Annotated in this window: 23 protein-coding genes and 1 riboswitch; of the genes, 14 read left to right on the forward strand and 9 right to left on the reverse strand. The window is 39.8% G+C overall.

Translation table 11 applies throughout. The annotated features are described in order from the left end of the window. Positions 1 to 317: 317 nt before the first annotated feature. Entirely contained in the window at positions 318 to 662 is a 345-nt protein-coding gene (locus AMD01_RS00095) for a DUF1878 family protein (RefSeq protein ID WP_053399356.1), read from the forward strand. Here AMD01_RS00095 and AMD01_RS00100 read toward each other — a convergent pair. Further along, entirely contained in the window at positions 652 to 1,254 is a 603-nt protein-coding gene (locus AMD01_RS00100; RefSeq protein ID WP_053399357.1) for an HTH-type transcriptional regulator Hpr, read from the reverse strand. The two genes, AMD01_RS00095 and AMD01_RS00100, sit on opposite strands and share 11 nt — an antisense overlap. 142 nt (positions 1,255 to 1,396) lie before the next feature. Next, positions 1,397 to 1,768, reverse strand: coding sequence for a YtxH domain-containing protein (locus tag AMD01_RS00105; RefSeq protein ID WP_053399358.1), 372 nt, complete (start codon positions 1,766 to 1,768; stop codon positions 1,397 to 1,399). A 223-nt stretch (positions 1,769 to 1,991) separates the two neighbouring features. Here AMD01_RS00105 and yhzF point away from each other — a divergent pair, with 223 nt between their 5' ends. Then, positions 1,992 to 2,186 (forward strand): membrane protein YhzF, encoded by a 195-nt coding sequence (gene yhzF, locus AMD01_RS00110; RefSeq protein WP_053399359.1) that lies wholly within the window; start codon positions 1,992 to 1,994, stop codon positions 2,184 to 2,186. 40 nt (positions 2,187 to 2,226) lie between these two features. On the opposite strand, the gene AMD01_RS00115 is transcribed toward yhzF, so the two are convergent. The 4 genes from AMD01_RS00115 to AMD01_RS00130 form a co-directional block, all read right to left on the reverse strand. Further along, positions 2,227 to 2,748 carry a tryptophan transporter gene (locus AMD01_RS00115; RefSeq protein ID WP_053399360.1) on the reverse strand — a complete coding sequence of 174 codons (522 nt, stop codon included), beginning with the start codon at positions 2,746 to 2,748 and terminating at the stop codon, positions 2,227 to 2,229. A gap of 128 nt (positions 2,749 to 2,876) precedes the next feature. Then, positions 2,877 to 3,965: a 3-phosphoserine/phosphohydroxythreonine transaminase gene (serC, locus tag AMD01_RS00120; protein WP_053399361.1), complete on the reverse strand. Its 1,089-nt coding sequence runs from the start codon at positions 3,963 to 3,965 to the stop codon at positions 2,877 to 2,879. Positions 3,966 to 4,105: 140 nt separating this feature from the next. Beyond that, positions 4,106 to 4,756, reverse strand: a complete 651-nt coding sequence (locus AMD01_RS00125; RefSeq protein WP_245638853.1) for a pentapeptide repeat-containing protein — start codon at positions 4,754 to 4,756, stop codon at positions 4,106 to 4,108. A 148-nt stretch (positions 4,757 to 4,904) separates the two neighbouring features. Next, the gene (locus AMD01_RS00130) at positions 4,905 to 5,336 is read right to left on the reverse strand and encodes an HIT family protein (protein WP_245638854.1); all 432 of its coding nucleotides are present in this window, start codon (positions 5,334 to 5,336) and stop codon (positions 4,905 to 4,907) included. Between the two features lie 675 nt (positions 5,337 to 6,011). Here AMD01_RS00130 and AMD01_RS00135 point away from each other — a divergent pair. From AMD01_RS00135 to AMD01_RS00145, 3 genes are read left to right on the forward strand one after another with little or no spacing between them, the layout of a single operon-like run. Then, positions 6,012 to 6,755, forward strand: coding sequence for an ABC transporter ATP-binding protein (locus AMD01_RS00135; protein ID WP_053399364.1), 744 nt, complete (start codon positions 6,012 to 6,014; stop codon positions 6,753 to 6,755). Beyond that, entirely contained in the window at positions 6,748 to 7,959 is a 1,212-nt protein-coding gene (locus tag AMD01_RS00140; RefSeq protein WP_053399365.1) for an ABC transporter permease, read from the forward strand. The genes AMD01_RS00135 and AMD01_RS00140 overlap by 8 nt, the downstream gene beginning before the upstream one ends. Before the next feature lie 21 nt (positions 7,960 to 7,980). Continuing rightward, complete coding sequence (locus AMD01_RS00145) at positions 7,981 to 8,691, forward strand: EcsC family protein (protein WP_053399366.1); 711 nt, start codon at positions 7,981 to 7,983, stop codon at positions 8,689 to 8,691. A gap of 159 nt (positions 8,692 to 8,850) precedes the next feature. Here AMD01_RS00145 and AMD01_RS00150 read toward each other — a convergent pair whose 3' ends face one another. Then, positions 8,851 to 10,056 carry a M20 family metallopeptidase gene (locus AMD01_RS00150; RefSeq protein WP_053399367.1) on the reverse strand — a complete coding sequence of 402 codons (1,206 nt, stop codon included), beginning with the start codon at positions 10,054 to 10,056 and terminating at the stop codon, positions 8,851 to 8,853. Between the two features lie 244 nt (positions 10,057 to 10,300). Beyond that, positions 10,301 to 10,385, forward strand: a riboswitch (cyclic di-GMP riboswitch). Positions 10,386 to 10,569: 184 nt separating this feature from the next. Here AMD01_RS00150 and AMD01_RS00155 point away from each other — a divergent pair. Together AMD01_RS00155 and AMD01_RS00160 are read left to right on the forward strand one after the other, a co-directional pair. Beyond that, a complete protein-coding gene (locus tag AMD01_RS00155) occupies positions 10,570 to 11,712 on the forward strand; it encodes an ATP-grasp domain-containing protein (protein ID WP_245638855.1) in 1,143 nt (380 codons plus the stop codon). After that, positions 11,709 to 13,415: a methyl-accepting chemotaxis protein gene (locus AMD01_RS00160; RefSeq protein ID WP_053399369.1), complete on the forward strand. Its 1,707-nt coding sequence runs from the start codon at positions 11,709 to 11,711 to the stop codon at positions 13,413 to 13,415. The genes AMD01_RS00155 and AMD01_RS00160 overlap by 4 nt, the downstream gene beginning before the upstream one ends. A 32-nt stretch (positions 13,416 to 13,447) precedes the next feature. Here AMD01_RS00160 and AMD01_RS00165 read toward each other — a convergent pair whose 3' ends face one another. Continuing rightward, a complete protein-coding gene (locus AMD01_RS00165) occupies positions 13,448 to 14,833 on the reverse strand; it encodes a hypothetical protein (protein WP_053399370.1) in 1,386 nt (461 codons plus the stop codon). A 91-nt stretch (positions 14,834 to 14,924) separates the two neighbouring features. Next, positions 14,925 to 15,431: an antibiotic biosynthesis monooxygenase family protein gene (locus tag AMD01_RS00170; RefSeq protein ID WP_053399371.1), complete on the reverse strand. Its 507-nt coding sequence runs from the start codon at positions 15,429 to 15,431 to the stop codon at positions 14,925 to 14,927. A gap of 186 nt (positions 15,432 to 15,617) precedes the next feature. On the opposite strand from AMD01_RS00170, the gene AMD01_RS00175 reads away from it, so the two are divergent. From AMD01_RS00175 to AMD01_RS00205, 7 genes are all read left to right on the forward strand, one after another. Continuing rightward, positions 15,618 to 17,747 (forward strand): transglycosylase domain-containing protein, encoded by a 2,130-nt coding sequence (locus AMD01_RS00175; protein ID WP_053399372.1) that lies wholly within the window; start codon positions 15,618 to 15,620, stop codon positions 17,745 to 17,747. A gap of 243 nt (positions 17,748 to 17,990) precedes the next feature. Further along, entirely contained in the window at positions 17,991 to 19,034 is a 1,044-nt protein-coding gene (gene hemE, locus AMD01_RS00180) for a uroporphyrinogen decarboxylase (RefSeq protein WP_053399373.1), read from the forward strand. 111 nt (positions 19,035 to 19,145) lie between these two features. Beyond that, the gene (gene hemH, locus AMD01_RS00185; RefSeq protein WP_053400072.1) at positions 19,146 to 20,084 is read left to right on the forward strand and encodes a ferrochelatase; all 939 of its coding nucleotides are present in this window, start codon (positions 19,146 to 19,148) and stop codon (positions 20,082 to 20,084) included. Between the two features lie 176 nt (positions 20,085 to 20,260). Continuing rightward, a complete protein-coding gene (locus AMD01_RS00190; protein ID WP_053399374.1) occupies positions 20,261 to 20,833 on the forward strand; it encodes a TetR/AcrR family transcriptional regulator in 573 nt (190 codons plus the stop codon). A gap of 84 nt (positions 20,834 to 20,917) precedes the next feature. After that, positions 20,918 to 23,944, forward strand: a complete 3,027-nt coding sequence (locus AMD01_RS00195; RefSeq protein ID WP_053399375.1) for a YhgE/Pip family protein — start codon at positions 20,918 to 20,920, stop codon at positions 23,942 to 23,944. 168 nt (positions 23,945 to 24,112) lie between these two features. Continuing rightward, a complete protein-coding gene (locus AMD01_RS00200; RefSeq protein ID WP_053399376.1) occupies positions 24,113 to 24,994 on the forward strand; it encodes a carbohydrate ABC transporter permease in 882 nt (293 codons plus the stop codon). After that, entirely contained in the window at positions 24,994 to 25,821 is an 828-nt protein-coding gene (locus tag AMD01_RS00205) for a carbohydrate ABC transporter permease (RefSeq protein WP_053399377.1), read from the forward strand. The genes AMD01_RS00200 and AMD01_RS00205 overlap by 1 nt, the downstream gene beginning before the upstream one ends. Positions 25,822 to 25,856: the final 35 nt, after the last annotated feature.

A 25,856-nucleotide genomic window follows, 5' to 3' on the forward strand; every position in this document is an offset into this window, starting at 1 on the left:
CCCCCTAATGAAAAGGGATGTTTGGGGTGATACGAGAAGTATGAGGGTCGGTCGCCTGTCTTTGCAGGCTTCCTTCCCCCGCGTATGAATCCCTATTTTTAGATCCACTTTTCATAGTTCCCCCAACGGAAGGGCTGTTAGGGGAATTATGAGAAGCATAAGCGTCGGCGTACATGTGAAGAAGTTTTATCCACTCCTTGCATATTACCCTTAATGGCTTAATGGAAAGCTTTAATTTAGGAGTGTTATAAGTTGGAAGAAACGTAGGATATACGCTAGAATAGAGGGTAGACATATTGAAGGAGTAGGGAAAGTGGATGGAACCATTAGAAGCTCGCGTTAGGCGTTTAGAATATTATATTGAATTGGCATTGGATGCAAATGGCGTACATAAGAAGCCTTTTTTTGAGATGGTGATTCAGCACGAGTTGGAAAAGGAAGAGGTAGCAGCTATTTATAAGTTGTGTGAAGAGGTTTATGAGCGATATGTACAGCAAAAAAAAGAAGGGCTTGTGAATTATATGCCGCTTCTTACACATTTTGTTGGAATGTTGAACATAAAGTTACCCCCGCATCAAACCATTCAAGCTCTTTGGGAGCAAGGAATGTATACTGATTTGATGAAGGAGTTATTTATGCTGTCATCTCAGGTTAGAGGTTAGGTGTAATTTCTTCTGTTTCAGTTTCTTGTTTGTCTTTTTTGATCAGTGTTCCATCTCGCTCTTCAAATTCATTTTCAATGTTGGTGAATGACGTTTCAAAAATATTCATGAAATCGTCACCGTATATTTTTCTGATAATTGACATTAATTCAATAAATTCTGGAAATTTTCCGTATAAAGATTTCAATGGAAGGGCGCCGCTGAAGATAGCGTTCTCTTTTGGATCATAGCTTTCCATTAAGGCGAGCAAAATTTCTTCGCCAGGCGGTGTTAGTTCAATGTAGGTGTTTCGTTTGTCGCTTTCTTTCTTTGAAAATTTGAGAAGGCCGCGTTCTTCAAGTTTCTTTGAAAAATTGAATGCTGTTGAAACGTGCATCACGCCAAATTTGGCAATTTCAGAAATTGACGCACCTCTTAAGTGATAGGCAATCCACAGAATATGATGCTCATTAATGTTCAAGTCATATGGTTTGATCCAATTTTGCCAATCCTTTTCTACCGTTTTCCATAAGGCTTTACTTAATTGCGTAATCTTTTGGCTGAAAATTAGTGCTTCTCTTAAACTAAATTCTTGATCGTTTTTCCTCATCATTTCACCTGCTTTATTGTACTCTCATTTTTTTATATTGTTATCTTCTATTATGCCAATAAAATAAAAATTTATAAAGATATAAATTTACAAAATTTTTAAATTAAAAAGAAAGAAGACAAAATATCTTCTTTCTTTACGGTTTTTATTCACTTTTTTGTGGTGAAGGAAGTTCATTTTCAAGGGATGTAAGCGATTTTTCAATTTCCGTTATATGTTCCTGGATCGATTCCTGATGAGGCTGAATTTCTTTCTGCCAATTTTGTACGGATTTTGAAACATCTTTTGCAACATTTTTCACTATAGTATTTCCTTCCTTCACAGCTGTTGCAACGGAATTTTTGACATCCACCGCTTGATTTTTAATGTCTTTTGCTACGGTTGCAGCCGCATTTTTTTGCGTTTGAATGTTAAGTCTCGCTTCTTTTCCTGAGCGAGGAGCTGACAAGAGAGCACTTACTGCTCCAGCAACTCCACCAGCGACCATTCCAATTGTAAATAACTTTACTCTACTCATCTCATCACAGCTCCTAATTATAGTTTGAATATGCGCTAGCTATGTATACTCTTGTACATATCTATGTAACTTACGCATAAAGTTTATAAAGTAGTATTTCAGTGGCCAAGCGGCCTGTTCATAGTTATTTTAATGAAAAAAGCACGTTCCTTCTATATATATATGTAACCATTCATGACTTTGAATAAACAGTTTTACTGAAAAGAAGGTAGGGGAGAGTATTATGAATACATTTACGTTATTTTTATTTGTACTCGGCGTTGGTCTCGTTTTAGGTTCATTTCAGTCGTTTGTTTTAATGAAAAAGAGTGCTTCTTTTCCTCCAAAGCACGTGTTAAAGAAGAGAGTGTCTACCTTTGGTGTAAGCGGTGTGTCTGTTCTTCTTGTTGCCATCATTATTCACTATACCGTTGGGTAAAAAAGAAAGGCAAACACGTGGGTGTTTGCCTTAGTTTGTTTTACATTGCTGTTGTAACCATTTTTGTGCGTTTTACAATTGATGTAACGATTGGATAAATTACGATCATGACAATGACATTTACAACCGCAGTAGGTAATACCACTGCAAGAATTAATGCCATAAATCCTCCAGGTAGTCCTGCGAATGCAAGAGCCGTTCCTAGGAAAAGTCCACCAGAAATGATGGTACCAATGGCCGTTAGAATGCTAGCCTTTACAACAGAGTTGCGCATTTTGCGTACAGCTACTACCATTGCTAAAAAGACAAAAGCTGTAATTGGTTTTTCAATTACGTTTGCTACTTGGCCCCCAGGGAAGCTTGTTGTTAAAGCAGAAATAATACCTGTCGTAATTCCAACTAGTAAAACGCTTTTTGCGTTAGGAAATAGCAAAATACCTACAAACATCATTGTTAATAACAAGTCTGGCTTCATTCCTAACAGTAGTGGTGGCATAATTGAATGCAGCACCGCACCAATCCCTACTAACAATGATAATGTAACTAATTCTTTTGCTCTCATAACTCATCTCTCCTCTTCTAAGCTACTCTCTTTTATTCACCAATGGTGCTCCTATGCCCATTGCGTAAATAGTTAATTTGTATTATAGCATATCCTCTTTTAAAGTAAAGAAGGGGATATTTGTAACATTATAAAAATCGTTTTCGGAACGTTTCCATAAAATGAGCAAGCGCCTGACACGCTTCTAATGGGACAGCGTTATACGCTGATGCACGGCATCCTCCAATTGAGCGGTGTCCATTTAACCCGACAAAGCCAGCTTCTTTTGCTTGTGATAAAAACTCCTGTGTCAGTTCTTCAGACGGAAGAGTGAACGTAATGTTCATAAGGGAACGGCTCTCTTTTTCTGCATGAGGTCGATAAAAATCAGGATAAGCGTCCATTTGGTTATAAATTAACGCTGCTTTTTCATGGTTTTTTTGCTCGATGCCCTCAAGACCACCTTGTGTTTTTACCCATTCTAGTACGAGTGAGAGCATATAAATGCCGAACGTTGGTGGCGTATTGTACAGGGAGTTGCTTTTCACGTGGGTACGGTAATCAAGCATTGTTGGAAGCTGATCAGGAATACGGTCTAGCAGTTCTTTCTTTAAAATAACAAGCGTGACGCCAGAAGGACCTAAGTTTTTCTGTGCACCGGCGTAAATCATGGAAAATTTACTCACATCAATCTTTTTACTTAAAATATCACTCGACATATCAGCGATTAAATCAATACCGTCAAGTTCTGGATATTGATGCCACTGTGTGCCAAAGATCGTATTGTTTGATGTGATATGTAGATAGGAAAGGGTGTCTTTAGGTAAAATGATTTCATTTTGTTTCGGAATGGAACGATACTTATTTTCATCTGTAGTAGCAATAACCGCTGTTTTTCCCATTTTCTTCGCTTCTTTTAGTGCTTTTTCAGACCAGCTGCCTGTTAAAACGTAGCCAGCTGTCTGATCGGCTGCTAAAAAGTTCATCGGAATCATAGAAAATTGCAGGCTCGCTCCGCCCTGAAGAAAGAGGATTTCGTAATTTTCAGGAATATCAAGAAGTTCACGAAGATTTTGTTGTGCATTTAACAGAATTCCTTCAAATTCGTTGCTTCGGTGAGACAGTTCCATCACAGACATACCTGTCTCGTTGTAATTAATAAATTCTTTCTGAGCTTTCTCAAGTACTTCTAGGGGAAGGGCGGATGGACCGGCATTAAAATTGTACGTTCGTTGCATGCAAAATGAACCTCCTAAAGTAAAAAAAGAATATCTCTATACTACCACGTAAAAAAAAAATTCCAAGTATGTTTTTGGAATTTTCGAAATAACTAGAATTTATTTTCGGTCCATAAAAATATCGGGTATATGGCCGGGGTTCATTCGATTATTTGCAGTCCAAGAAGCCGTGCAAAGCCAATGGCCTGATGAGGTGAAACTTGGCATCCCTTTAAGTTCTCAATAGAGACGTGAAGCTGTTCAAACGTACAAGTGCTAATGTCAATTCCATTTAGCTTCGTTTCAGAAAAATCGGCATCGTCTAGATCACTTTGATAGAACGTTACTTTTTTTAAGAGACAGTCAAAGAAATTTGCGCTTCTGAGCATAGACGTCATAAAATTTACCTGCTTCACACTAGCATCAGTGAACGTACTTAGCTTTAAATCGCAGTTTTCAAATACAACGTTACCTAAACTCCCTTTAGAGAAATCAACGCCCAAAAGCTTGCAGTCCTTGAATGCAACTCGGTGAATAATTCCTTCCGTTAGCGTAGAGTTGGATAAGTTGCAGTTTTCAAAAATCACGTCTGTTAAATCAATTTTGTGAAAATCACAATTTAAAAACGAAACGTTTTTGAAGATAATTTTTGAAAAAATAGCACGTTCGAACACCTCGTTGTTAAGTTCAACATCTGATATAAGGCCGTTAATGAGCTGATAGTCCTCTTCATAATACATATCGTGGAAATTGAGTTTTTCAAGATTTGCTGAAATTTTAGGGGACTCTACCTTTTGAATCGTTTTCATCATATATGACTCCTTTTTAAAGCGATCTTACTTATACTGTATCGAAAATAAAGTTCTCTTATAAGACTTTATTTCTAAAAAAAAGTATGTACAAGCAATGTCACGAAGGCATAAAAAAAGAAGCGCAGGTGCTGCGCTTCTTTTGTATACATTATAGGTTTGCGGCAATACCATCTGCAATTTCTTTTAATTGCTCAGGTGTATACTCGCTTGTATTGGTTTTCCATACAGCACCAAAACCGTCTCCTTCACCGTAGCGAGGAATGAGGTGCATATGATAATGGAAGACAGATTGTCCCGCTTTTTCACCGTTGTTATTAAGGGTGTTCAGACCAATTGGATTATACGTCTTTTTAATGGCTTTAGCAATGGAGGGAACGACTTCAAATACGTTACGCGCCATTTCTGGAGTAAGCTCGTATACGTCTTGTTTATGTATTTTAGGAATAACAAGGGTGTGTCCCTTTGTTACTTGGCTAATATCTAAAAAGGCAATTACGTGTTCATTTTCAAACACTTTAGAAGCAGGAATGTCTCCGTTAATAATTTTGCAGAAAATGCAATTTTCATCATGAGTACTCATTATATTCATCCTTTCTACGATTCAAATTATGTTTATTTTACCATAATGTCGTAGAGATAAGAAAATAGAAAAGCGGAGTGCGATCGTAGGACGCACCCCGCTTTGGAAAAGAAGAAGGGAAGAAAAAGTTAGTTGTCAACACTCAACGTTGCTTTTAGGAACACCTCATTTGCAATTTAACATGCTTTCATAAATGTTATGTGTTATCAACAAATTGTCTTTAACAAGCACCTCATTTAACAGCAATATTTAAATGCCGTAATACTGAAACAATAGGACCTCGATATTTGCATATACTGGTCTTTAACAAACACCTCATTTAATTATAAAATGATTTACAGTTTGTATACGCTACAGTTCAATGACTACGTTCATGATTACCATCCCCTTAATACAATCGTGGGCAAACTTTTTATTAAAGGTATCTGCATCAAAGGATGCAAACGTGTTTAACAAAAGTGACTGCTCGTTAACACTGTTTTGTCATCCCCTCTTCACTATATAGAATGTCCGCTTTAGTCAAAGATTATATATGGTAAAATAATGAAATTTTAGTACACTAAGATAAACATGGATTGTTCACGATATGTGACGCGATGTCGATGTATGAAATGAACTTTGCATCGAAGACATGATAAAATACGTATAACATGTTGTGTGGAAAAGGAGACAGATATGAATAAGTTATTACAAGTAACGAACTTAACCGGGGGATATACGAAAAACCCTGTACTAAAAGATGTATCGTTTGAAGTAAACGGCGGAGAGCTTGTTGGATTAATTGGACTCAACGGAGCTGGAAAAAGTACGTCCATCAAGCACATTATTGGGCTAATGGAACCGAAAAAGGGCCAAATCGCCATTAACGGAAAAACATTTCAACAAGATCCAACGGCTTACCGATCACAATTTACATACATTCCAGAAACGCCGATTTTATATGATGAACTAACTCTTCAGGAGCATTTGGATTTAACGGCTATGGCGTACAACGTCGATCGTAGCGTCATGAAAGAGCGCTTGCCGAAGCTATTGAAAGAATTTCGAATGGATAAAAAGCTAAAATGGTTTCCGGCTCATTTTTCCAAAGGAATGAAACAAAAGGTAATGATTATGTGTGCTTTTTTAGTGGAGCCTTCTCTTTACATTATTGACGAGCCGTTTCTAGGACTTGATCCACTAGGGATTCAATCACTGTTAGACTTGATGACGGATATGAAGCGTCAGGGAGCCGGCATTTTAATGTCGACGCATATTTTGGCAACGGCCGAGCGTTATTGTGATAAATTTATTATTTTGCATAACGGAGAAGTGCGTGCCAAAGGAACGTTAGGTGATTTGCAGCGAGAATTTAATCTTCCCAACGCCACGTTAGATGAAATTTACATCGAGTTGACAAAGGAAGAAGCGTATGAATAATGTAAACGAACTTTGGAGCAAACGATTTAAAGAATATAACAACGAAACGAAGCGCTATTTAAAATATATGCTTAATGATCACTTAAAGTTTGTGCTTATTTTCGCTATTGGTGGAGGAGCGTATTATTACCAGCAGTGGCTCGCTACGCTTTCAAGCAGCTTCCGCGGAGAGTGGATTATTGCTTTGTTGCTTGGTTTGATTGTGACTAGAAGCCCAATCGCAACATTTTTTAAACAACCAGACCTGGTATTTTTATTGCCAATGGAAGAAAAATTACAGCCGTATTTTCGTAAATCGGCTGCAACGAGCTTTGTTTTGCAGCTATATAGCATTATTATCGGCGTAGCGGTCCTTTCGCCTCTTTATATGAAAATGACGGGCAATTCCTTTAGCGCAATTCTTTTATTATGTGTGCTGCTGTTGGTCATAAAAGCATTAAATATGTCCATGCAGTGGAGCAGTAATTATTTTCAAGAGCCTTCAAGTAGATGGGTAGATCTCATTGTCCGCTTTTTGCTAAACATGGCGTTCGTGTATTTATTTGTATTAAACGCATATCCGCTGTTTATTGTGGCGGTTGGGGTATTGCTTGTAGCGTTAACTGCTTATTACCGAGCGCTAACAAAGAAAAAGCCACTGCCGTGGGAACAGCTGATTGAGCTTGAAGAACGCCGCGTGCGCTTTTTCTATCGAATGGCAAATATGTTCACTGATGTACCTCACGTAAAAGAACGAGTAAAAAGACGGCAATATCTTGATATGTTTTTATCAAATATTCCGTTTGCTGCATCGGCTTCATATCGTTATTTGTATACGCGCTCTTTTCTTCGTGCCGGAGACTATTTAGGCTTGTTTCTTCGTCTGAGCGTCATTGGCATTGCGCTTGGTTGGTTCATTCCGTTTCTATATGGAAAGATTATCGTGACGATTTTATTTGTTTATCTCACAGGCTTTCAGCTTATGACCATGTGGAAACAGTATGATTTAAAGCTGTGGACAAGATTGTATCCAGTGAGTAGTGACGTTCGTCTTCGATCGTTTCTACAATTATTAAAGGGAATCTTACTTCTTCAAACGATTGTTTTATCACTGGTTCTTTTATTTACGAACGTAATAGCTGCAATCATTACCTTAGTGATTGGCGTTTTATTTAGCATCGTATTCGTCAATACTTACGTAAAAAGAAGAGTTCAGTTTAAGTGATCTCATAAAGGAGTGGGAAAGATGCTTTCATATGAACAGCGCGCACTAAAGGATGCTGAGAATTGGCAGGATCAATGGCTGAAGCGAGCCTCTATCACGCAGCGCATGGCTAAAAAAGTACAAGATCAAATTAATAACCGAATTCCGGTTAAAGTTCATCAAGTCGTCACCGAAAGCATTAAAAAGATGGTCGAAGCCACTGTTATGGGTTCAAACTTCACGACTAAGCAAAAAGATGTTCATGACTTAAGCTTCGAGGCAAAGGAAGAGCTGGTCGTGAAGGTGATGGATAAGTATAAAAAAATAGCGGCCGTTGAAGGGGCAGGCACAGGTGCTGGTGGCATCGTATGGGGGCTTGCAGATTTTCCACTGCTATTATCCATTAAAATGAAATGTTTGTTTGAAATCGCGAACCTTTACGGGATGGATATTAAGCGCACAGAAGAGCGGGTATTTTTACTTTATATTTTTCATCTCGCTTTTTGCAGTCACGATGAGCGTGAAAAAATTATGAACACACTCGAAACCTTTGAACATCATAAAAAAGAAATGGCAACAATTGATTGGCGAACGTTTCAGCAGGAATATCGTGACTATATTGATCTTGTCAAACTTCTTCAGCTCGTGCCAGGGATTGGTGCGGCTGTCGGTGCCTATGCGAATTATAATCTTCTTGATCATCTAGGTGAAGTGGCGATGAACGTTTATCGATTACGATTATTGAAAAAGTAGTGATGTTAGTTAAGGGTTAGCTCCTAGTAGCTAGCTCTTTTTGTATGTCCAAGGAAGAAGAGAGGATGGATGCCGTTCATAAATATACCAATTGATAGAGAAGCATATGTTAGAATTCAAAAAAATCCCGACCATGAGAGGCCGGGATTTTTGTTTTGGTTACTTTGTTACTTTTTCACTCACCGTCTTTTCGTTTTTTAAATATTCACATGTTGCTTTTCCTAAAACCTTTGCCGCAATGAGCATCGCATTTTCATCAAAATCAAATTTTGGGTGATGATGTGGATAAGCATATTCAGTTTCAGGTGCTTTTGCTCCCGTGAAGAAGAATGCTCCTTTTACATTTTCAAGGTAGTATGCAAAGTCTTCAGCACCCATTTCAGGGTCAATTTCTTCCACAGTTGTTACCTCGGCTACGCTTTTCGCTGTGTCAACGACAAACTGCATTTCCTGCTCGTGATTAACGACCGGAGGGTACCCGCGGTGGAACGTATAATCGTAGTCGACGTCAGAAGCGAGCGTTACCCCTTTAATAATACGTTCAATATCTTCGGCGATCGTTTGACGAACGCTTTCTTTGAAGGTGCGAACGGTTCCTTTTAGAGCAGCTTGGTCAGCGATTACATTGAAGGCATTATCTGAAACGAAAGAACCAATGGATAAAACCGCCGCATCAATTGGATTTACGTGGCGACTTACAATTTGCTGAAGGTTCGTCACGAGCTGAGAAGCAACTAAAATTGAATCTTTACATTTATGAGGCTGTGCACCGTGACCGCCTGCTCCTTTGATCGTTAGTTCAAAACGATCCGCTGCAGCCATAAATGGACCAACACGATACTGAATAGTTCCCGTTGGTGCCGTTGCCCACAGGTGAGTACCGAAAATAACGTCCACGCCATCTAGACAACCGTCTTCGATCATCGGTTTTGCACCACCGGGTGTGAGCTCTTCAGCATGTTGATGAATTAGTACAACGTTTCCATGAAGCGAATCACGCATCTCATGTAACACCTTTCCAAGTACCAATAAAGTAGCCGTATGTCCATCATGACCACAGGCATGCATAACGCCAGGGACCGTTGATTTGTAAGGAAGATCGTTGTCTTCATGAATTTGCAGGGCATCAAAATCGGCTCGTAGCGCCACAGTTTCACCAGGGTGCGCGCCTTTAATGGTAGCGACAATACCATTTCCACCCACATTTGTACGAATATCTACGCCTAACTCTTCGTAAAAAGCGGCAATATAAGCAGTTGTTTTATGTTCATGAAAGGATAATTCGGGATGTTGATGAAGGTAGCGGCGAATGTCCACCATCTCAGGATAAGCAGACTCTAACTTAGCAAATAGTTGTTCAATCATTTTTATAACTCCCTTTCTTCGTATGTATAAAATTATTTGATATTTCTAACTATTATAACATTTAAATGTGATGATCGTTAACACCTTGATTTTAGGAATTTAGTAGGTCTTAATAACTATACTGAAAATTCTTTTAATGAAAAAAACCTAGAAAATATCCAAGTTCTGTCGATAAAGTGTTTGTGAACCAAAAATGGAAAGACAAAAGGTGGAAACACCTCGTATAAATATTGTAGAAAAATCAAATCGAAAAAGGCAAACTTATTGAAAAATAGGGACGCAAAGCTACGGGCCTAATGTTTAAAAACGATGGTAGCCGAGTTACCGAAAGGACTTTCTGAAAAGTTGGATCGTGTGCGCAGATGACAGCACTTTTTAATGAACAACAGCCGTTTATTAAAAAGCGTATGGTTTTCTGCTGGCTTTGAGTCCCGTTGTCTTTTACCTCGTTACTTTCTACAAAAGTAGCTTCGTAAATGAGTGTTAAAAGAAAGGGAGTATCTCATGATTATTATGAATGAAAAAATTGTTTCTCCATTATTAACAGAAACAATTAATGATTTAAATCTAACCGTTGTCAAAGAAGGAAAGGATGCACAATCGTTCTTCTCAGCGGAGATGAACGAAACCAAAATGCTGACCAATTCCGAAAGCTGTTTAGCCGTTTTAAAGAAATATCAGCCATCTAGTAAAGCATACGAGTGGTCTAAACTATTGAAGGATAAAGGGCAACTCCGTACGATTTTATCGAAAATGTATCCAGACTATTTTTATCGCGTTGTGAAAATGGATGATTTGTTTGAAGTTTCACCTGTTGACCTGTCATTTCCTTTGGTACTAAAGCCTACAATGGGTTATTCAAGCGTAGGGGTATATAAAGTGAAATCAGCCGATCAGTGGGAGGAATCCGTTGAGAAACTGAACGTGGAATTGATGTTGTCAAAAAACGTGCACGATTCAACGGTGATTAATGGTGAACAAATACTTATTGAAGAGTGGATTCAAGGCGAGGAATATGCGATTGACGGATATTACGATGAGCACGGGAATCCCGTAATTTTAAATATGTTTAAACGCATGTTTAAGGATGAGTATGATACATCTGATCGGATATATTTTACGTCGAAAGAAGTGATTGAAGAAATCTATGACGATACCATTGCGTTTATGGAAAAGCTTCAAAGCGTTGTTCCTCTTCACAATTATCCCGTTCATTTCGAAGTGAAAAAGCAGGGGAATAAAGTGATTCCGATTGAAATTAACCCACTTCGTTTTGCAGGCGCAGGTACTACTGATTTAGGGATGTATGCCTATGGAAGTAATGTGTACAAGCATTACTTTATGGGAACGAGCCCGAATTGGAACGAAATTCGTGAAGGTATGGATGATTCTATTTATAGTTTTAGCTGTGCCGAAATTCCAATGGAAATCGTACGCCAAAACATCGAGTATATTGATCACCAGAAGTTCAAACAGCAGTTCCAAACGATTTTAGAGTATCGAGAACTAAATGTTGTAGATGATCGCACCTTTGCGATTGTGTTTTTTAAGAGTGCGAATCTTGAAGAAAATAAAGCCATTTTAAATTTAGATCTAGCATTGTTTATTCATCAAAGACAAGCGAATGTATTAATAGATAAAGAGGGAATTTCATGAGCAGATTAAAAAAAACAAAATCCTTGAAGTCACAGCTTATTTTTAGTTTTTTAATCCCCTTTTTAATTTTTTCGATTGTGGTAGGGGTCTTTTTAGTTGGAGTTATGAACAGTATTTTAAACAACCAGGTGCTTTCACAGTTTGATAATCGTCTTAATGAAAACGGATCAGCGCTTGCAGAGGGTATTGATAATGACTTAATTCAGAATACAATCGACTCACCTGATGAGTATGGAAAAGAGTTAGAGCAGTATTTAAATGATTTTCTAAAGGGACGAAAAGGGATTCAGTACATATATGTATTAGCCCGGAAAGATAATCAAGATGTTATTGTTGCGCTAAACGGAAGCAACGATTATATGACGACATCTCCTTTTACACCCGAACAACGAAAGGCGTATGAAGAGAATAAGAGTGTACTAAGCTCGATTTACAAAGATAAGTGGGGCGTGCATAAATCTTTCTTCATGCCTGTAAAAGGTACGGATAGCATTGTTGGAATTGATATGGATGCGAGTTTCGTTGATACGTTGCAAAAGCGAATTATCATTTATCCGCTTATTTTCTTAATGTCAGCAGCGATTTTAGGAACGATTGTAGCAATTGTAATTGGAACGAAAATTTCTACTCCGATTCGAAGCTTAGTGACCTTTACGAAAACCATTGCTTCTGGGAATTTACGCAAGACTGTGAAGGTCAAACGAAATGATGAAATTGGTGAACTGGCAGCAAGCTTTGAGGATATGCGCCTAAGCCTATCTGATATTATTAACGATGTCCGTGTAAATACAAAAACGATTAACGAAACGAGCGAGCATCTAGTTGGCTCATTTGAGGAGCTCACACAGGCTTCAGAGCAAATCGTGGTAGGGACGAGCGGGGAAGCTACGGGAGCAGAAGAAAGAGCCAAGCATACGGAAACGATCGCACATATGATCGGGGAGATGTCAAAAGCCATCGAGAATATGGACAATCAAACAAAGCAAATTAAAGAATTTGCAAATGACACAAGTAAGCTCTCCGAAACAGGATCTGAGCAAGTAGTAGTCATTGCAGATCAGATTAATAAGATCAAACATAATGGAATGACGACGAAAGATAATTTGTTTAATTTGAATGAAAAGCTCGAACATATTAACGTCATTATTGATTTAATCCGAGACATCGCGGCACAAACGAATCTATTATCACTGAATGCGTCTATTGAAGCGGCACGTGCAGGAGAAGCAGGGAAAGGATTCTCTGTTGTCGCACAGGAAATTCAGAAACTAGCTAACCAAACGGCTTCGTCGATTGCGGATATTTCAACGACAGTCACGGACATCCATACACAAACGAACAAAGTACTAGAGTTAAATCATCAAGACTTAGAAGATATTATAAAAGGCGTGGAAATTATTGAAGAGAATGGCAAGCTATTTAAAGCCATTTTTACGTCAGTTGAAAAATTAAAAGATCGTTCTGAAAATATCTTTGCAAGCGCACAAGACATTTCAAAGTCATCTGACAAAACGCTTGCTTCGATTCAAGAAATTGCTGCGATCTCAGAGCAAAGTGTCGCAATCACACAAGAAATTGCCGCCGCAGCAACAGAACAAAACAGCACGGTTGAAGCACTACAAAGACAAAACGAACGACTACGAGAAGTAGCTGAACTACTAGAGCAAAAAGTGAGTCGCTTTGAAACGAATATGGATGAATAAAAACAAGCACAGCGCTCGCTGTGCTTGTTTGTTTAGATTAGAAACATCGCGACAACCGTGGTCACGGCCAATCCGACTACGACAGGAACTAAATTTCGTCGTGCTAGCTCAAACGGATCGACGCCGCAGATCGCAGCGGCTGGGATGAGTGCCCAAGGGATGAGGGTCCCGCCACCGACCCATATTGCTGCAATTTGCCCAAGAGCGGTAAGTGTAGCGGCTCCTGACCCGATCGCTGTCGCAAACAGATGAGCAATTGAGCCAGCGAGGGAAATACCAGAAAACCCTGATCCGTCTAGCCCTGTGATCGCGCCGACCGTTGTTAAGGTGATTGCGCTAACGGGCTGATTCAAGGGAACGATGGTTGAGAGCGCCACGCCAAGGTCATTGACAATCCCGTGTGAGCCTTTTGGTAAATAGTTTCCGATAATCGCTTGGAAGCCGGAATCACCCAAATAGAAAAAGGCGGCAATAGGGATCACAGGACCAAATACTTTAAAGCCAAACTGAAAACCTTCTATTAAATAATTTGTTATTTCTTCAAGTCCACGATTTTTATGTGTGAGTAGTGAGAGTACGATGAGGATGAAGATAGATGTACCACCAATAAGTGCGGTTGCGTCTCCGCCTTGAAGGTGGAAAAGAGACATTGCCACGATATCAAGTGCAAAGCAGATCGGAATGACGACGGCCATCGTGCGTTTTAGAGCAGGTGATAATAAGCTTTCTTTTTCAGATGAGGATTGAATTGTGACGGTTGAGGAGGCGAGCTTTCCATTTTTTAAATCTCGCATGAGAAGCACAAATGCGGTAACGGTTGTGACAACCCCCATAACAATGACGAGTGGGATACTTGCATGAATAACATCACCAACAGGTAGCCCAGCTGCATCAGCCGTTAGCTTTGGTGCGGCCTGTATAACGAAGTCACCTGACAGCGCAATACCGTGTCCGAATAAGTTCATCGCCATTGCTACACCTAAAGCAGGAAGTCCGGCACGAATCGCGACAGGCAGTAAGACAGCTCCAAGTAGTGCGACAGCAGGAGAAGGCCAGAAAAACCAAGAAATCACCATCATCAGAATTCCGATGATCCAATACGCAAGGGCAGGTGACTTGATTAACCGTGCAAACGGGGCAATCATCACATCGTTAATACCGGTTTTTGTAATGACATTACTCATCGCAACGATAATGGAAATAACAAGAATGGTCGGAAGCAGTTCTCGAATGGCATAAATGAAGCTGTTAAAAATTCCGCTCACGCTTCCTGTGAACGAATGAGTGGCGACAATTCCAAGTAAAAAAATGCCGACGATACAAAGAATCGTTGTATCGCGTCTTTTGATCATAAAACCGATGATGAGAACAATGAACGCAACATATATCCAGTGAAGAGCGGTAAGCTCGATCAACATAAAAAATTCCTCCTAAACAGGGCATCTGTACCGTATAGCATATGAACAATAGCTATCGGTTGGAACCTGTTTCAATAGGAGGAATTTTTCGTTAGTTAACGGCGTGGTACGACGTTACGTACGATGGGCGCGGGAAGATATTTTCTTGTTGATCAATGCCTTCTGACGTGCCGCGCTTTTTGTGTGCTTGCCCGTAAGCATTTGAGCTTTGCCAGTTGGAAAAGTCTTTTTCACTGTTCCAAAGTGTTAAAATAACGTATGTATCCGTATCAAGAGGTCTCAAAACGCGAATAGCACCGAATCCTGGCTCGCTTTCAATAAGTCCAGCACGCTTGCTAAACCGATGTTCGAACAATGAGCGACCTTCATCTGATACCGGAATGTTGTTGAGGACCGCGAACGTGCCGTTTTGTAGTGAGCCAACGCTATCAAGCACTTGGTATTCGTGCCCTTCGTGGAAAAAGCGTTCCCCGTCTGTCTCGTGCAGAAGAATGGCTTTATCGGAGTCCTCTTCTAAAAGGCGTAGCTCTTGTCCACTGTGTTCATCTACTATCTTTTTCAAATAGTCAGTTGTGCCAAACGTTAAGTAAAGATTCATTAATCATCCCTCTTTTCGTATTTATCGCTATATGATAGTTTACCACTGCATACATTTTCCAAAACTATTTCATACTAAAATTATAATAAGTAAACCAAAAAAATACAAAAAAACCATGTTCTCCTTTACTATAAGGGAAGGGGGATAAACGTATTCATTAAGAACATTTAGAAAAGAGGTGGCTGCATGTACAAAAAAGTAATTCTCATTATTGCTGCCTTACTTTGTGTCATTGTGTTAGGAATTGTAGGGTATATCTCCATTTTGTTACTTGGAGATTATGTTATTGATGATAAGAAGTTTGTCATGAATTCAGCAACAACGCTAGTAGATGAAAACGGAGCGGAGATTACAAAACTGTATGTAGAGAACCGTGAGATTGTGCCGATTAAAAAAATTCCAAAGCACGTCCAAGAGGCGTTTGTAGCGGTTGAGGACCGACGCTTTTATGACCATCACGGGATTGACGTGAAATCAATTTCTCGAGCGCTGTACCGAGACGTTTTATCAGGAGGAAAGGCAGAGGGTGGGAGTACACTTACTCAGCAACTTGCAAAAAACGTCTTTTTGACCAATGATAAAACGATTATGCGGAAGGTAAAGGAAGTTGTTATTGCGATTAATTTAGAGAAGCGATACACGAAGAAACAAATTTTGGAGATGTACTTAAATCAAATTTATTTTGGACACGGTGCCTACGGAATTCAAGCCGCGTCAAAGCTTTATTTTAATAAAGACGTATCAGAACTATCAACAGAGCAGGGAGCCTTACTTGCGGCACTGCCAAAAGCACCTTCTCAATACTCACCGATTCTTCATCCAGAGAAAAGTCTAGAACGAAGAAACGTCGTGCTTGATTTGATGGGGAAAATCCATGACTTAACTCCGGAACAAGTGGTCCGTATGCAAGGGAAAACGCTGAGCTTAGACGTGCAGCAGGAAGCAAAGAAAAAGGACTATCTTACATATATTGATATGGTAATGGAAGAAGCAAGAACGAAGTATCACCTCTCAAGCGAAGAGCTGTTAAGAGGGGGCTATACCATTACAGTGCCAATGAATAAAGACATCCAATCTGCTGCATATGAGCTATTTCAAGACCCAGCATACTTTTCGGGAACCGATGATGGTGTACAAGGTGCGTTTGTAATGATGGACGAAAAAACGGGTGGCATTCGATCGGTGATGGGTGGACGTGATTACGTTCAAAAAGGACTGAACCGAGTGAAAATAAAACGCCAGCCAGGTTCTACGATTAAACCGCTAGCTGTATATGGTCCTGCTTTACAGGAGAAAAAATATCGTCCTTACTCCTTATTATTAGACAAGTATACGTCTATTAATGGGTATTCTCCTCATAATGTCGATGGACAGTACGATGGTAAAGTAAGCATGTATGATGCCATTCGTGAGTCCAAGAACATACCAGCTGTATGGACGCTTAATAAAATTGGTATTTCAACTGGAAAAGAGTACTTAAATAAGCTAGATATGCCAATTGATGATAACGGTCTGTCTATCGCTCTAGGTGGACTATCAGACGGGTTTACGCCGTTGCAAATGGTTGCTGCTTATCGTACCCTTGCTCACAATGGTGAGCGCATTGAGCCGCATTTTATCGATGAGATTAAGGATCGTAGCGGTGAAGTAATTGCGAAACCTTCATTAAAAGAGACGAAGGTATTCTCAAAACAAACCGCTTGGAACATGACTCGTATGCTCGAAGGTGTCGTCCGAGATGGAACGGCATCTGGAGGAACTTTCGACGGTGCACTCGCAGGAAAGACGGGTTCAACGTCTTATACGAATGTGAAGGGCGCGACAAAAGACGCGTGGTTCGTCGGCTACACCCCTGACTTAGTAGGAGCAATGTGGATGGGGTATGATAAAACGGATCAAGATCATTATTTAACAAAGGGAAGTTCCTATCCAACGCGCTTGTTTAAGAAAATTTTAACGAACTCAAAAGTAGAGACAGCAGCTAAATTTAAAAAGCCTAAGGGAGTAAAAGATTTAGCTGAACCAATCCGTGTAAAAGAAATTGATGATCTTTCTTCCGAAGTGACCTTCTCGGCTTTTGGATTGTTCACGAATGAATTGACGTGGACACCCGCAGAGGATAAGAGAGTTACCTATTACATCTATGAGAAAAAGGACGGAAAAAAAGCAAAGCGTATAGGAGAGGTAACTGGAAAAGGGCGCTATGAAGTGAAGAATGTTCATGTTCTTAATCCACCGTCTTATTATGTTGTTCCATATAATAAGCAAACAAAGCAAAAGGCTAAGAAGTCAAATGTGGTACAAACGTCTATATGATAAAGAATTATTGTGTAGATGATACGAGAAACCATGTAAACGAATAAAAAAAGTGGTTTCTCACGTCTTTACACAGGTCATTTTATCGTTTGAAATGGTTCGAAAAGAAAAATCCTTCGTCAATTTTTTGACAGTTTGACTCATGCTCTATACAACAACTTTCAGAAAGGGTATAGTTTCATTAGAAAACAATTCCTTTTTAATAACGAGTATAAAGTAAGTGGATGGAGAAAGGTGGACGTCATGAATCAGAGAAATTTCAATGAAACGTTTTTACAGGCATGTAGAGGGGAAAAAGCGAATCATGTTCCTGTTTGGTACATGAGACAAGCTGGAAGATCACAGCCTGAATATCGTGCATTAAAAGAAAAGTATTCACTATTTGAAATTACGCATCAGCCAGAGTTATGTGCATACGTTACGCGATTACCAGTAGAGCACTATAATGTGGATGCTGCCGTTTTATATAAAGACATTATGTCGCCTCTTCCCGCAATCGGAGTGGACGTCGAGATCAAGTCAGGAATCGGTCCTGTTATTTCAAATCCAATTCGATCTGCGAGCGACGTCGAAAAGTTAGGCGAAATTACGCCAGAAGAAGATGTTCCGTACGTATTAGAAACAATTAAGTTATTAACGCAGGAACAGCTCAACGTGCCGCTCATCGGTTTTGCCGGAGCTCCTTTTACCGTTGCGAGCTACATGATTGAAGGAGGTCCTTCAAAAAATTACACGAAGACAAAAGGTCTAATGTACTCCGATCCAAAAGCATGGTTTGCACTTATGGATAAGCTTGCAGATATGACGATTCGCTATGTAGGGGCACAAGTAGATGCAGGGGCGAAAGTTATTCAAATTTTTGACTCATGGGTAGGAGCACTAAATGTCGCTGATTACCGTCATTTCATTAAGCCAGTGATGAATCGTATTTTTACAGAGCTTAAGAAAAAGAATGTGCCACTCATCATGTTTGGTGTAGGTGCAAGTCATTTGGCGATGGAATGGCACGACCTGCCGATTGATGTTGTCGGGTTAGACTGGCGCTTACCAATTCTAGAAGCACGAGAAAAAGGAATTACAAAAACGGTTCAAGGGAATCTAGATCCTGCCCTTCTGCTTGCTCCTTGGGATGTGTTAGAAGCAAAAGCAAAAGAAGTGCTTGATCAAGGAATGCAAAACCCTGGATACATATTCAACTTAGGTCACGGTGTCTTCCCACAGGTTAATCCGGAAACATTAAAGCGCTTGACGGCGTTTGTACACGAATATTCTGCAAATAGACACTAAATTGTCAGAAGTTGTGAGAAGTTTATTTTTTGAATTTGATCCTTCCTTGATGCAAAATAAGAGTATCTGAACTGAAAGAATGGAAATCGAGGTGTTTGAATAGTTATGGTTATGCGCAAAAAGAAAATGGGTTTGCTTGTAATGGCGTACGGTACGCCGTATAAAGAAGAAGATATTGAACGGTACTACACGCACATTCGTCGCGGCCGTAAGCCATCAGACGAGGCATTAGAAGATTTACGAAGCCGATACGAGGCGATTGGTGGAATTTCACCTCTGGCGAAAATCACGCTTGAGCAAGCCACCAAATTAGAGAAAAGCTTAAACGAAGCGCAAGATGACATTGAGTTTACAATGTATTTAGGCTTAAAGCATATTGAACCGTTTGTCGAAGATGCGGTTCAGCAAATGGTGGATGATGGCATTACAGAAGCAGTTAGCTTAGTACTAGCGCCTCATTATTCAACCTTTAGCATTAAATCATATAATGGACGAGCTCAAGAAATGGCTGATAAGCTTGGTGGTCCGGTCATTCATTCAATTGATAGCTGGTATCAAGAGCCTGCGTTCATCAACTATTGGTCAACGCGTGTACGCGATGTTTTTGAGGCAATGAGTGAGGAAGAACGTCAAAAAGCAGTGCTGATTGTCTCTGCTCACAGTCTACCAGAAAAAATCATTGCTCAAGGTGATCCATATCCGCAGCAACTTGAAGAAACAGCAGATATGATTGCAGAAGCGGCAGGGATAAAGCATTACGCAGTCGGATGGCAAAGTGCTGGAAATACGCCTGATCCGTGGATCGGACCAGACGTACAAGATCTAACGAGAGATTTGCACGAAGAGCATGGCTACACATCATTCGTTTACACGCCGGTTGGCTTTGTAGCAGAGCATTTGGAAGTACTGTATGACAATGACTACGAATGCAAAGTCGTAACAGATGAGATTGGTGCTAACTATTATCGTCCTGAAATGCCAAACGCACAGGATGAATTTATTGATTGCCTAACAACGGTCGTCATTCGTAAAATTCGTTCTATTGATTGATTAGAGCGTGTCTTGCGCAGCTTGCTGTGCATGGCACGTTTTTTTATTTGAAATAATTTTGATATCTTTTAAAAAATAGAGGGAAAATAATTGTGTAACCGGAACAATGTATGGTATATTTGTTTCTGTACTAATTGACCGAATTGTTATTTCGGTCAGAAAGCAGAGGGATCGGTGTGGCAATTGACCGTAAAAAAGCGATTATCGATGCAGCAACGAAATCATTTTCTCTATTTGGATACAAAGCAACAACCATGGACCAAGTAGCCAAACTTGCTTTGGTTGGTAAAGGGACGATCTATACGTTTTTTAAGAATAAGGAAGAATTGTTCGATGAAATTGTTTCAACGATGATTGCAGAAATGAAAATTTCCGCTGAAGACGCCATTGTAAAAGAGCGTTCGTTCTTTGAAAATGCTCACGATGCCCTTCACAATATTCTAGAGTTTCGTAAACAGCATCAGTTAATGATTAAATTAACGCAAGAAAATCAAGAAATGGGTACACCAGCTGTTCAAGAAGTTTTAGAAAGAGTCGAAAGCGAAATTCTTTGTTACATAAAAGAAAAAATTGAGCTTGCCATCGAGAAACAGGAAATTCGCGAATGTAATTCTGAGTTAACCGCTTTTTTACTTATTAAAATGTATATTTCGCTTGTGTTTGGTTGGGAAAAAAATCATCCACCACTATCAAAGGAAGAAATTGCTCAAATTATTGAGCAATATTTCTTAAAAGGGTTGTCAAACTAGATAATCCTTTATTTTATACCGACAAGTGACCAAATGATGAAAATAGTCACTTGTCCAATTTAAACATACAAGAAGGAGGATAACATGCGCAAATCGTCATTACTTGGAGAATTTGCCGCTATCGTAAAAAATAAAAAATTATTAATTGCGATTACTGCTATTTTATTTATTCCACTTTTATATAGCGGCGTGTATTTATGGGCGTTTTTAGATCCATATTCTCGTGTGGACGATCTACCCGTAGCTGTTGTCAACAATGACGTAGGAACAGTCTACAATGATAAGAAAACCCACATCGGACAGGATTTAGTTGATGACCTGAAGAAGAATGACAGCTTTAACTGGAAGTTTGTTGATGAGGCAACAGCAAAAAGAGGATTGGAAAATCAGGATTATTATATGATGATTGAAATTCCAAAAGACTTTTCGAAAAATGCCACAACGCTTCAACAGGACGATCCAAAACACCTTCAGATCGTTTACACAGCTAATGAAGGATCAAACTACGTATCCTCTCAAATCGGTGCAAAAGGCGTAGAGAAAATAAAAAATGAAGTATCGAAAAAGGTAACTGAAAACTATGCCGAAGAAATGTTTGATAATGTCAAGGAAGTTTCCAAAGGCTTAGCTGATGCTGGAGACGGGGCTACAAAACTTCGTGACGGGATCAATGATGCGAAAGATGGAACAGGAAAGTTAGAAGATGGTATCACGTCAGCAAACAAAGGTGCGAACGACTTAAATGATGGGGCTAAAAAGCTTCAAAAAGGAACAAGTGACCTTAATGACGGTGCCGGGCAACTCGAAAAAGGAGCAGGCGATGTCCATAACGGTGCTGTGAAGCTTGAAAAAGGATCAAAGGATCTAAATAACGGTGTGGCATCCGCAAAAGGCGGCGCAGATAAGCTAGCGAAGGGTGCGAATGACTTAAATAACGGTGTGACATCCGCAAAAGGCGGCGCAGATAAGCTAGCAAAAGGCGCGAACGACTTAAACGATGGTGTGACATCAGCAAAAGGTGGCGCAGATAAACTAGCAAAAGGCGCGAACGACTTAAACGATGGTGTGACATCAGCAAAAGGTGGCGCAGATAAGCTAGCAAAAGGTGCGAACGACTTAAACGATGGTGTAACATCAGCAAAAGGCGGTGCTGATAAGCTAGCGAAAGGTGCTGGCGATCTAAGCAGTGGGCTAGGGCAGCTACAGAGTGCGAACACAGCTATTCTAGAAGGCGCTAAAAAGTCTCAAACAGGTGCTCAAAGCTTAGCAACAGCAATTGATCAAGGCGTTGGGGAACTTAAAGGAGCCGCTGCACAAATTTCGCAGTTTAAGGAAAATGCCAAAAAAGTAGTTGATGGCGTGACTTCGTTATCTCAGCTATCTTCAGGGCTTCAAAAGAACATTACAGATGCGACAGCATCATCTTCTGAAGTGAGCACAGGCATTCAGAATACAATTGACGATTTAGATAAGCAAATTGCAGCAGCTGCTGATCCAGCGCAAAAAGAAGCGTTGCAAAAAACACGTGATCAGCTTGCACCGCTTGTTGAGAAAAGTAAAGCGGTGAGCCAAAACGTAACGGGCATGAGTGAATCTTCTACTAAAATGAATGCTGTGGCAGGAGAGCTAGCAAAAGGACTTGGAGACAACTCTTCAGACTCTAGTTCATCTGCTGACTTAGAGACAAAGCTAACCGAGCTCTCTAAAGGTGCTAATGAGCTAGCAGCAGGTCAAACCAAGCTCGTAGAGGGCCTAACAACGTTTGGCGAAAAGCTTGGTGAGGCGAAAGCCGGATCTGATCAGCTTGCGACTGGAGGAACGAGCTTATCTGAAGGTCTTGGTAAGTTGTCAGAAGGATCTACTCAGCTAGCAGCAGGTACAAATGATTTATCAAGTGGTTTAGGAAAACTATCTGATGGATCTACTCAGCTAGCAACTGGTACAGGCGATTTATCAAGTGGTTTAGGAAAACTATCTGACGGATCTAGCCAGCTAGCAGCAGGAAACGGTGATTTATCAAATGGTTTAGGAAAACTATCTGATGGATCTACTCAGCTAGCAACTGGTACAGGCGATTTATCAAGTGGTTTAGGAAAACTATCTGACGGTTCTAGTCAGCTAGCAGCAGGAAACGGTGATTTATCAAACGGTTTAGGAAAACTATCTGATGGTTCAGGTCAGCTTACGGCAGGAATTTCAAGCCTTGCCGATGGTTCTGGAAAAGTAGCCAACGGTATGACTGGACTAAAAGATGGATCGACGAAACTATTAACAGGTACAACTCAGTTAATTGAAGGAACAGGTCAGTTATCAAATGGAATGGGTAAATTAGACAAAGGTGCTGTAGACTTAAACGGAGGTCTAGGAAAACTATCTGATGGATCTAGTGAACTGGCAACAAAATTACAAGATGGTGCAAAAGATGCTGGAGATGTTAAGGCAAATCAAGCAGTTTATGACATGTTTGCAGATCCAGTTCAAGTAAAAGATAATTCAATTAACAACGTTCCAAACTACGGAACAGGATTAACACCATACTTCTTATCAGTTGCATTATTCGTCGGAGCGCTTGTAACATCTGTTATCTTCCCGCTTCGCAAACCAGCGATTACACCGAAAAACGGATTCCGCTGGTTCCTTGGTAAGTTTGGGGTGCTAGTATTTGTCGGCATTATGCAATCACTTCTTGCAGATGCGATTTTACTAGGTGCACTAGATATTAAAGTGGAAAGTGTACCGTTATTTATTACATTAAGTATCGCGACAAGCTTAACGTTTATGTCCATTATCCAGTTCTTTGTAACAGCACTTGATAATCCAGGACGCTTCGTTGCAATCTTAATCATGGTATTCCAACTTGCAACAAGTGCAGGAACGTTCCCAGTTGAGTTAATTCCAAAAGTATTACAGGACGTTAACCATTGGTTACCAATGACTTACTCAGTAAGAGGATTCCGCGCGGTTGTTTCAACAGGCGATTTCAGCTATATGTGGCACAACGTGTCCATTCTAGCAATCTACTTTGTAATCATGGTTCTTGCATCGATTTCATTCTTTATGTTCAAGTTTGCAAAAGACTTCAAAAGTCCAAAGCAAGCAGTAGAAAATTGATGAAAAGCTCCTTACCTTATAAAACGGGTGAGGAGCTTTTTTGTGCAATTGCAAGCAAAAAACGAATAGAGTTCAATATTTTCCACCCTAGTGGTCAATGCAGTCCGTTCTCACTTTTTTCGTTGTTTTCTACAATATAAGTAGAGAAACTCAGAGAGGGGGCAAAACATGAATAAGAAGAAGTGGAAAAAAGTCGGGTTGTTTTCATTATTCGTAGGTCCAGCATTTTTAGCATTTGCTCTAATTGTTTTGTATCCATTCTTTACAGGAGTGTACTATGCCTTTACAGACTGGAACGGCGTTACGGGACAGATTAAATTTGTAGGATTTGATAATTTTAAGTATATCTTTACAGAGGACGCGCAGTTTAAGCAATCCTTTTGGATCACCGCAAAGTATACGGTCATTTCCATCGTTTTAACCAATGCTGTTGGCTTTGGACTAGCGATGCTTGTGACACAAATGTTGAAAACACGAAACATTTTACGAACGGTATTTTTCCTTCCGAACCTTATTGGAGGACTTTTACTTGGGTTCATTTGGCAGTTTATTTTTGTTAAAGGTTTTCAATCAATTGGTATGATTACCGGATGGTCCTTTTTCGAATTACCTTGGCTAGGAGATGAGAAAACGGCTTTTTGGGGAATTGTGATCGTCAGCGTATGGCAAGGTGCGGGGTATATCATGTTAATCTACATCGCAGCTCTACAAAACGTTCCACAAGAACTCATCGAAGCAGCAAAAATTGATGGTGCAAATCCATGGCAAGTGCTTCGCAATATTACGCTTCCAATGGTAGCGCCTGCTGTAACAATTAGCTTATTCTTAACAATCTCATGGTCCTTTAAAATCTTTGACGTTAACTTATCATTAACGGGCGGTGGACCAGCAAAGACGACCGAAATGTTAGCGCTTAACATCTATACAGAAGCCTTTGTAAACAACCGATACGGTATAGGTGAAGCAAAAGCACTCGTATTCTTTATCGTTGTTGCAACAATTACAACGCTTCAAGTTATGTATACCAAGAAGAAGGAGGTTGAATCCTAATGGGAAACAAGTACACAGGAAAAACGTTTATATTAGAGATTCTTACTCTTGTTCTAGGTATTTTGTTTTTAATTCCGTTTTACTACGTGATTGCAAACTCGTTTAAAACTTTCGCTGATATTTTAACCAAAACGTCGGAGTTTCCGAAGGTGTTTGAATGGTCGAACTACACCGATGCGTTCGAACGTATGCAATATTGGAAAGTGTTTGGTAACTCTTTACTTATTACGATTATTAGTAACGTTATTATCATCATCTTCTGTTCAATGGCTGCATACATGCTTGTTCGAACAAAACGCAAGATTAGTAACATCATATTCTTCATGTTTGTTGCAGCAATGGTTATTCCGTTTCAATCCATTATGATTCCACTTGTAAAAGCAGCTGGACAGTTTCATCTGTTGAACAGCATTTGGGGAATCGTAATCATGTACTTAGGCTTTGGCTCTGGTATTTCCATTTTCCTTTATCACGGTTTTATTAAAGGAATTCCCGTTGAGCTTGAAGAAGCTGCTATTATTGACGGATGCTCAACATTTGGCGTCTTTTGGCGCATTGTATTTCCGCTTCTAAAACCAATTACTGTTACGATTATGATTTTAAACAGTCTTTGGATTTGGAACGATTTCTTACTACCATCACTTGTTTTACAAGATACAAATTTACGTACAATTCCGCTTGCGATGTACTTCTTCTTTGGTCAGTACACGAAGCAGTGGAACTTGGCACTTGCCGCTCTTGTCATTAGCATCATTCCGCTTCTCATTTTCTTCTTTGCAATGCAAAAGCATATTATTAAAGGAATTACGAGCGGATCGATTAAGTAATGTTCAACGATTTTTGTAGGCGCTTTTATAGTGAA

The organism is Priestia koreensis, from assembly GCF_001274935.1.
Lineage (GTDB): Bacteria > Bacillota > Bacilli > Bacillales > Bacillaceae_H > Bacillus_AG > Bacillus_AG koreensis.

Coding starts and splice junctions, on each gene's coding strand:
- AMD01_RS00195 (WP_053399375.1), top strand. CDS start 20,918: ATGCGCAAATCGTCATTACTTGGAGAATTTGCCGCTATCGTAAAAAAT.
- serC (WP_053399361.1), bottom strand. CDS start 3,965: ATGCAACGAACGTACAATTTTAATGCCGGTCCATCCGCCCTTCCCCTA.
- AMD01_RS00150 (WP_053399367.1), bottom strand. CDS start 10,056: ATGATTGAACAACTATTTGCTAAGTTAGAGTCTGCTTATCCTGAGATG.
- yhzF (WP_053399359.1), top strand. CDS start 1,992: ATGAATACATTTACGTTATTTTTATTTGTACTCGGCGTTGGTCTCGTT.
- AMD01_RS00145 (WP_053399366.1), top strand. CDS start 7,981: ATGCTTTCATATGAACAGCGCGCACTAAAGGATGCTGAGAATTGGCAG.
- AMD01_RS00105 (WP_053399358.1), bottom strand. CDS start 1,768: ATGAGTAGAGTAAAGTTATTTACAATTGGAATGGTCGCTGGTGGAGTT.
- hemE (WP_053399373.1), top strand. CDS start 17,991: ATGAATCAGAGAAATTTCAATGAAACGTTTTTACAGGCATGTAGAGGG.
- AMD01_RS00095 (WP_053399356.1), top strand. CDS start 318: ATGGAACCATTAGAAGCTCGCGTTAGGCGTTTAGAATATTATATTGAA.
- AMD01_RS00200 (WP_053399376.1), top strand. CDS start 24,113: ATGAATAAGAAGAAGTGGAAAAAAGTCGGGTTGTTTTCATTATTCGTA.
- AMD01_RS00140 (WP_053399365.1), top strand. CDS start 6,748: ATGAATAATGTAAACGAACTTTGGAGCAAACGATTTAAAGAATATAAC.
- hemH (WP_053400072.1), top strand. CDS start 19,146: ATGCGCAAAAAGAAAATGGGTTTGCTTGTAATGGCGTACGGTACGCCG.
- AMD01_RS00160 (WP_053399369.1), top strand. CDS start 11,709: ATGAGCAGATTAAAAAAAACAAAATCCTTGAAGTCACAGCTTATTTTT.
- AMD01_RS00125 (WP_245638853.1), bottom strand. CDS start 4,756: ATGATGAAAACGATTCAAAAGGTAGAGTCCCCTAAAATTTCAGCAAAT.
- AMD01_RS00130 (WP_245638854.1), bottom strand. CDS start 5,336: ATGAGTACTCATGATGAAAATTGCATTTTCTGCAAAATTATTAACGGA.
- AMD01_RS00165 (WP_053399370.1), bottom strand. CDS start 14,833: ATGTTGATCGAGCTTACCGCTCTTCACTGGATATATGTTGCGTTCATT.
- AMD01_RS00170 (WP_053399371.1), bottom strand. CDS start 15,431: ATGAATCTTTACTTAACGTTTGGCACAACTGACTATTTGAAAAAGATA.
- AMD01_RS00100 (WP_053399357.1), bottom strand. CDS start 1,254: ATGATGAGGAAAAACGATCAAGAATTTAGTTTAAGAGAAGCACTAATT.
- AMD01_RS00135 (WP_053399364.1), top strand. CDS start 6,012: ATGAATAAGTTATTACAAGTAACGAACTTAACCGGGGGATATACGAAA.
- AMD01_RS00115 (WP_053399360.1), bottom strand. CDS start 2,748: ATGAGAGCAAAAGAATTAGTTACATTATCATTGTTAGTAGGGATTGGT.
- AMD01_RS00155 (WP_245638855.1), top strand. CDS start 10,570: ATGAATGAAAAAATTGTTTCTCCATTATTAACAGAAACAATTAATGAT.
- AMD01_RS00175 (WP_053399372.1), top strand. CDS start 15,618: ATGTACAAAAAAGTAATTCTCATTATTGCTGCCTTACTTTGTGTCATT.
- AMD01_RS00205 (WP_053399377.1), top strand. CDS start 24,994: ATGGGAAACAAGTACACAGGAAAAACGTTTATATTAGAGATTCTTACT.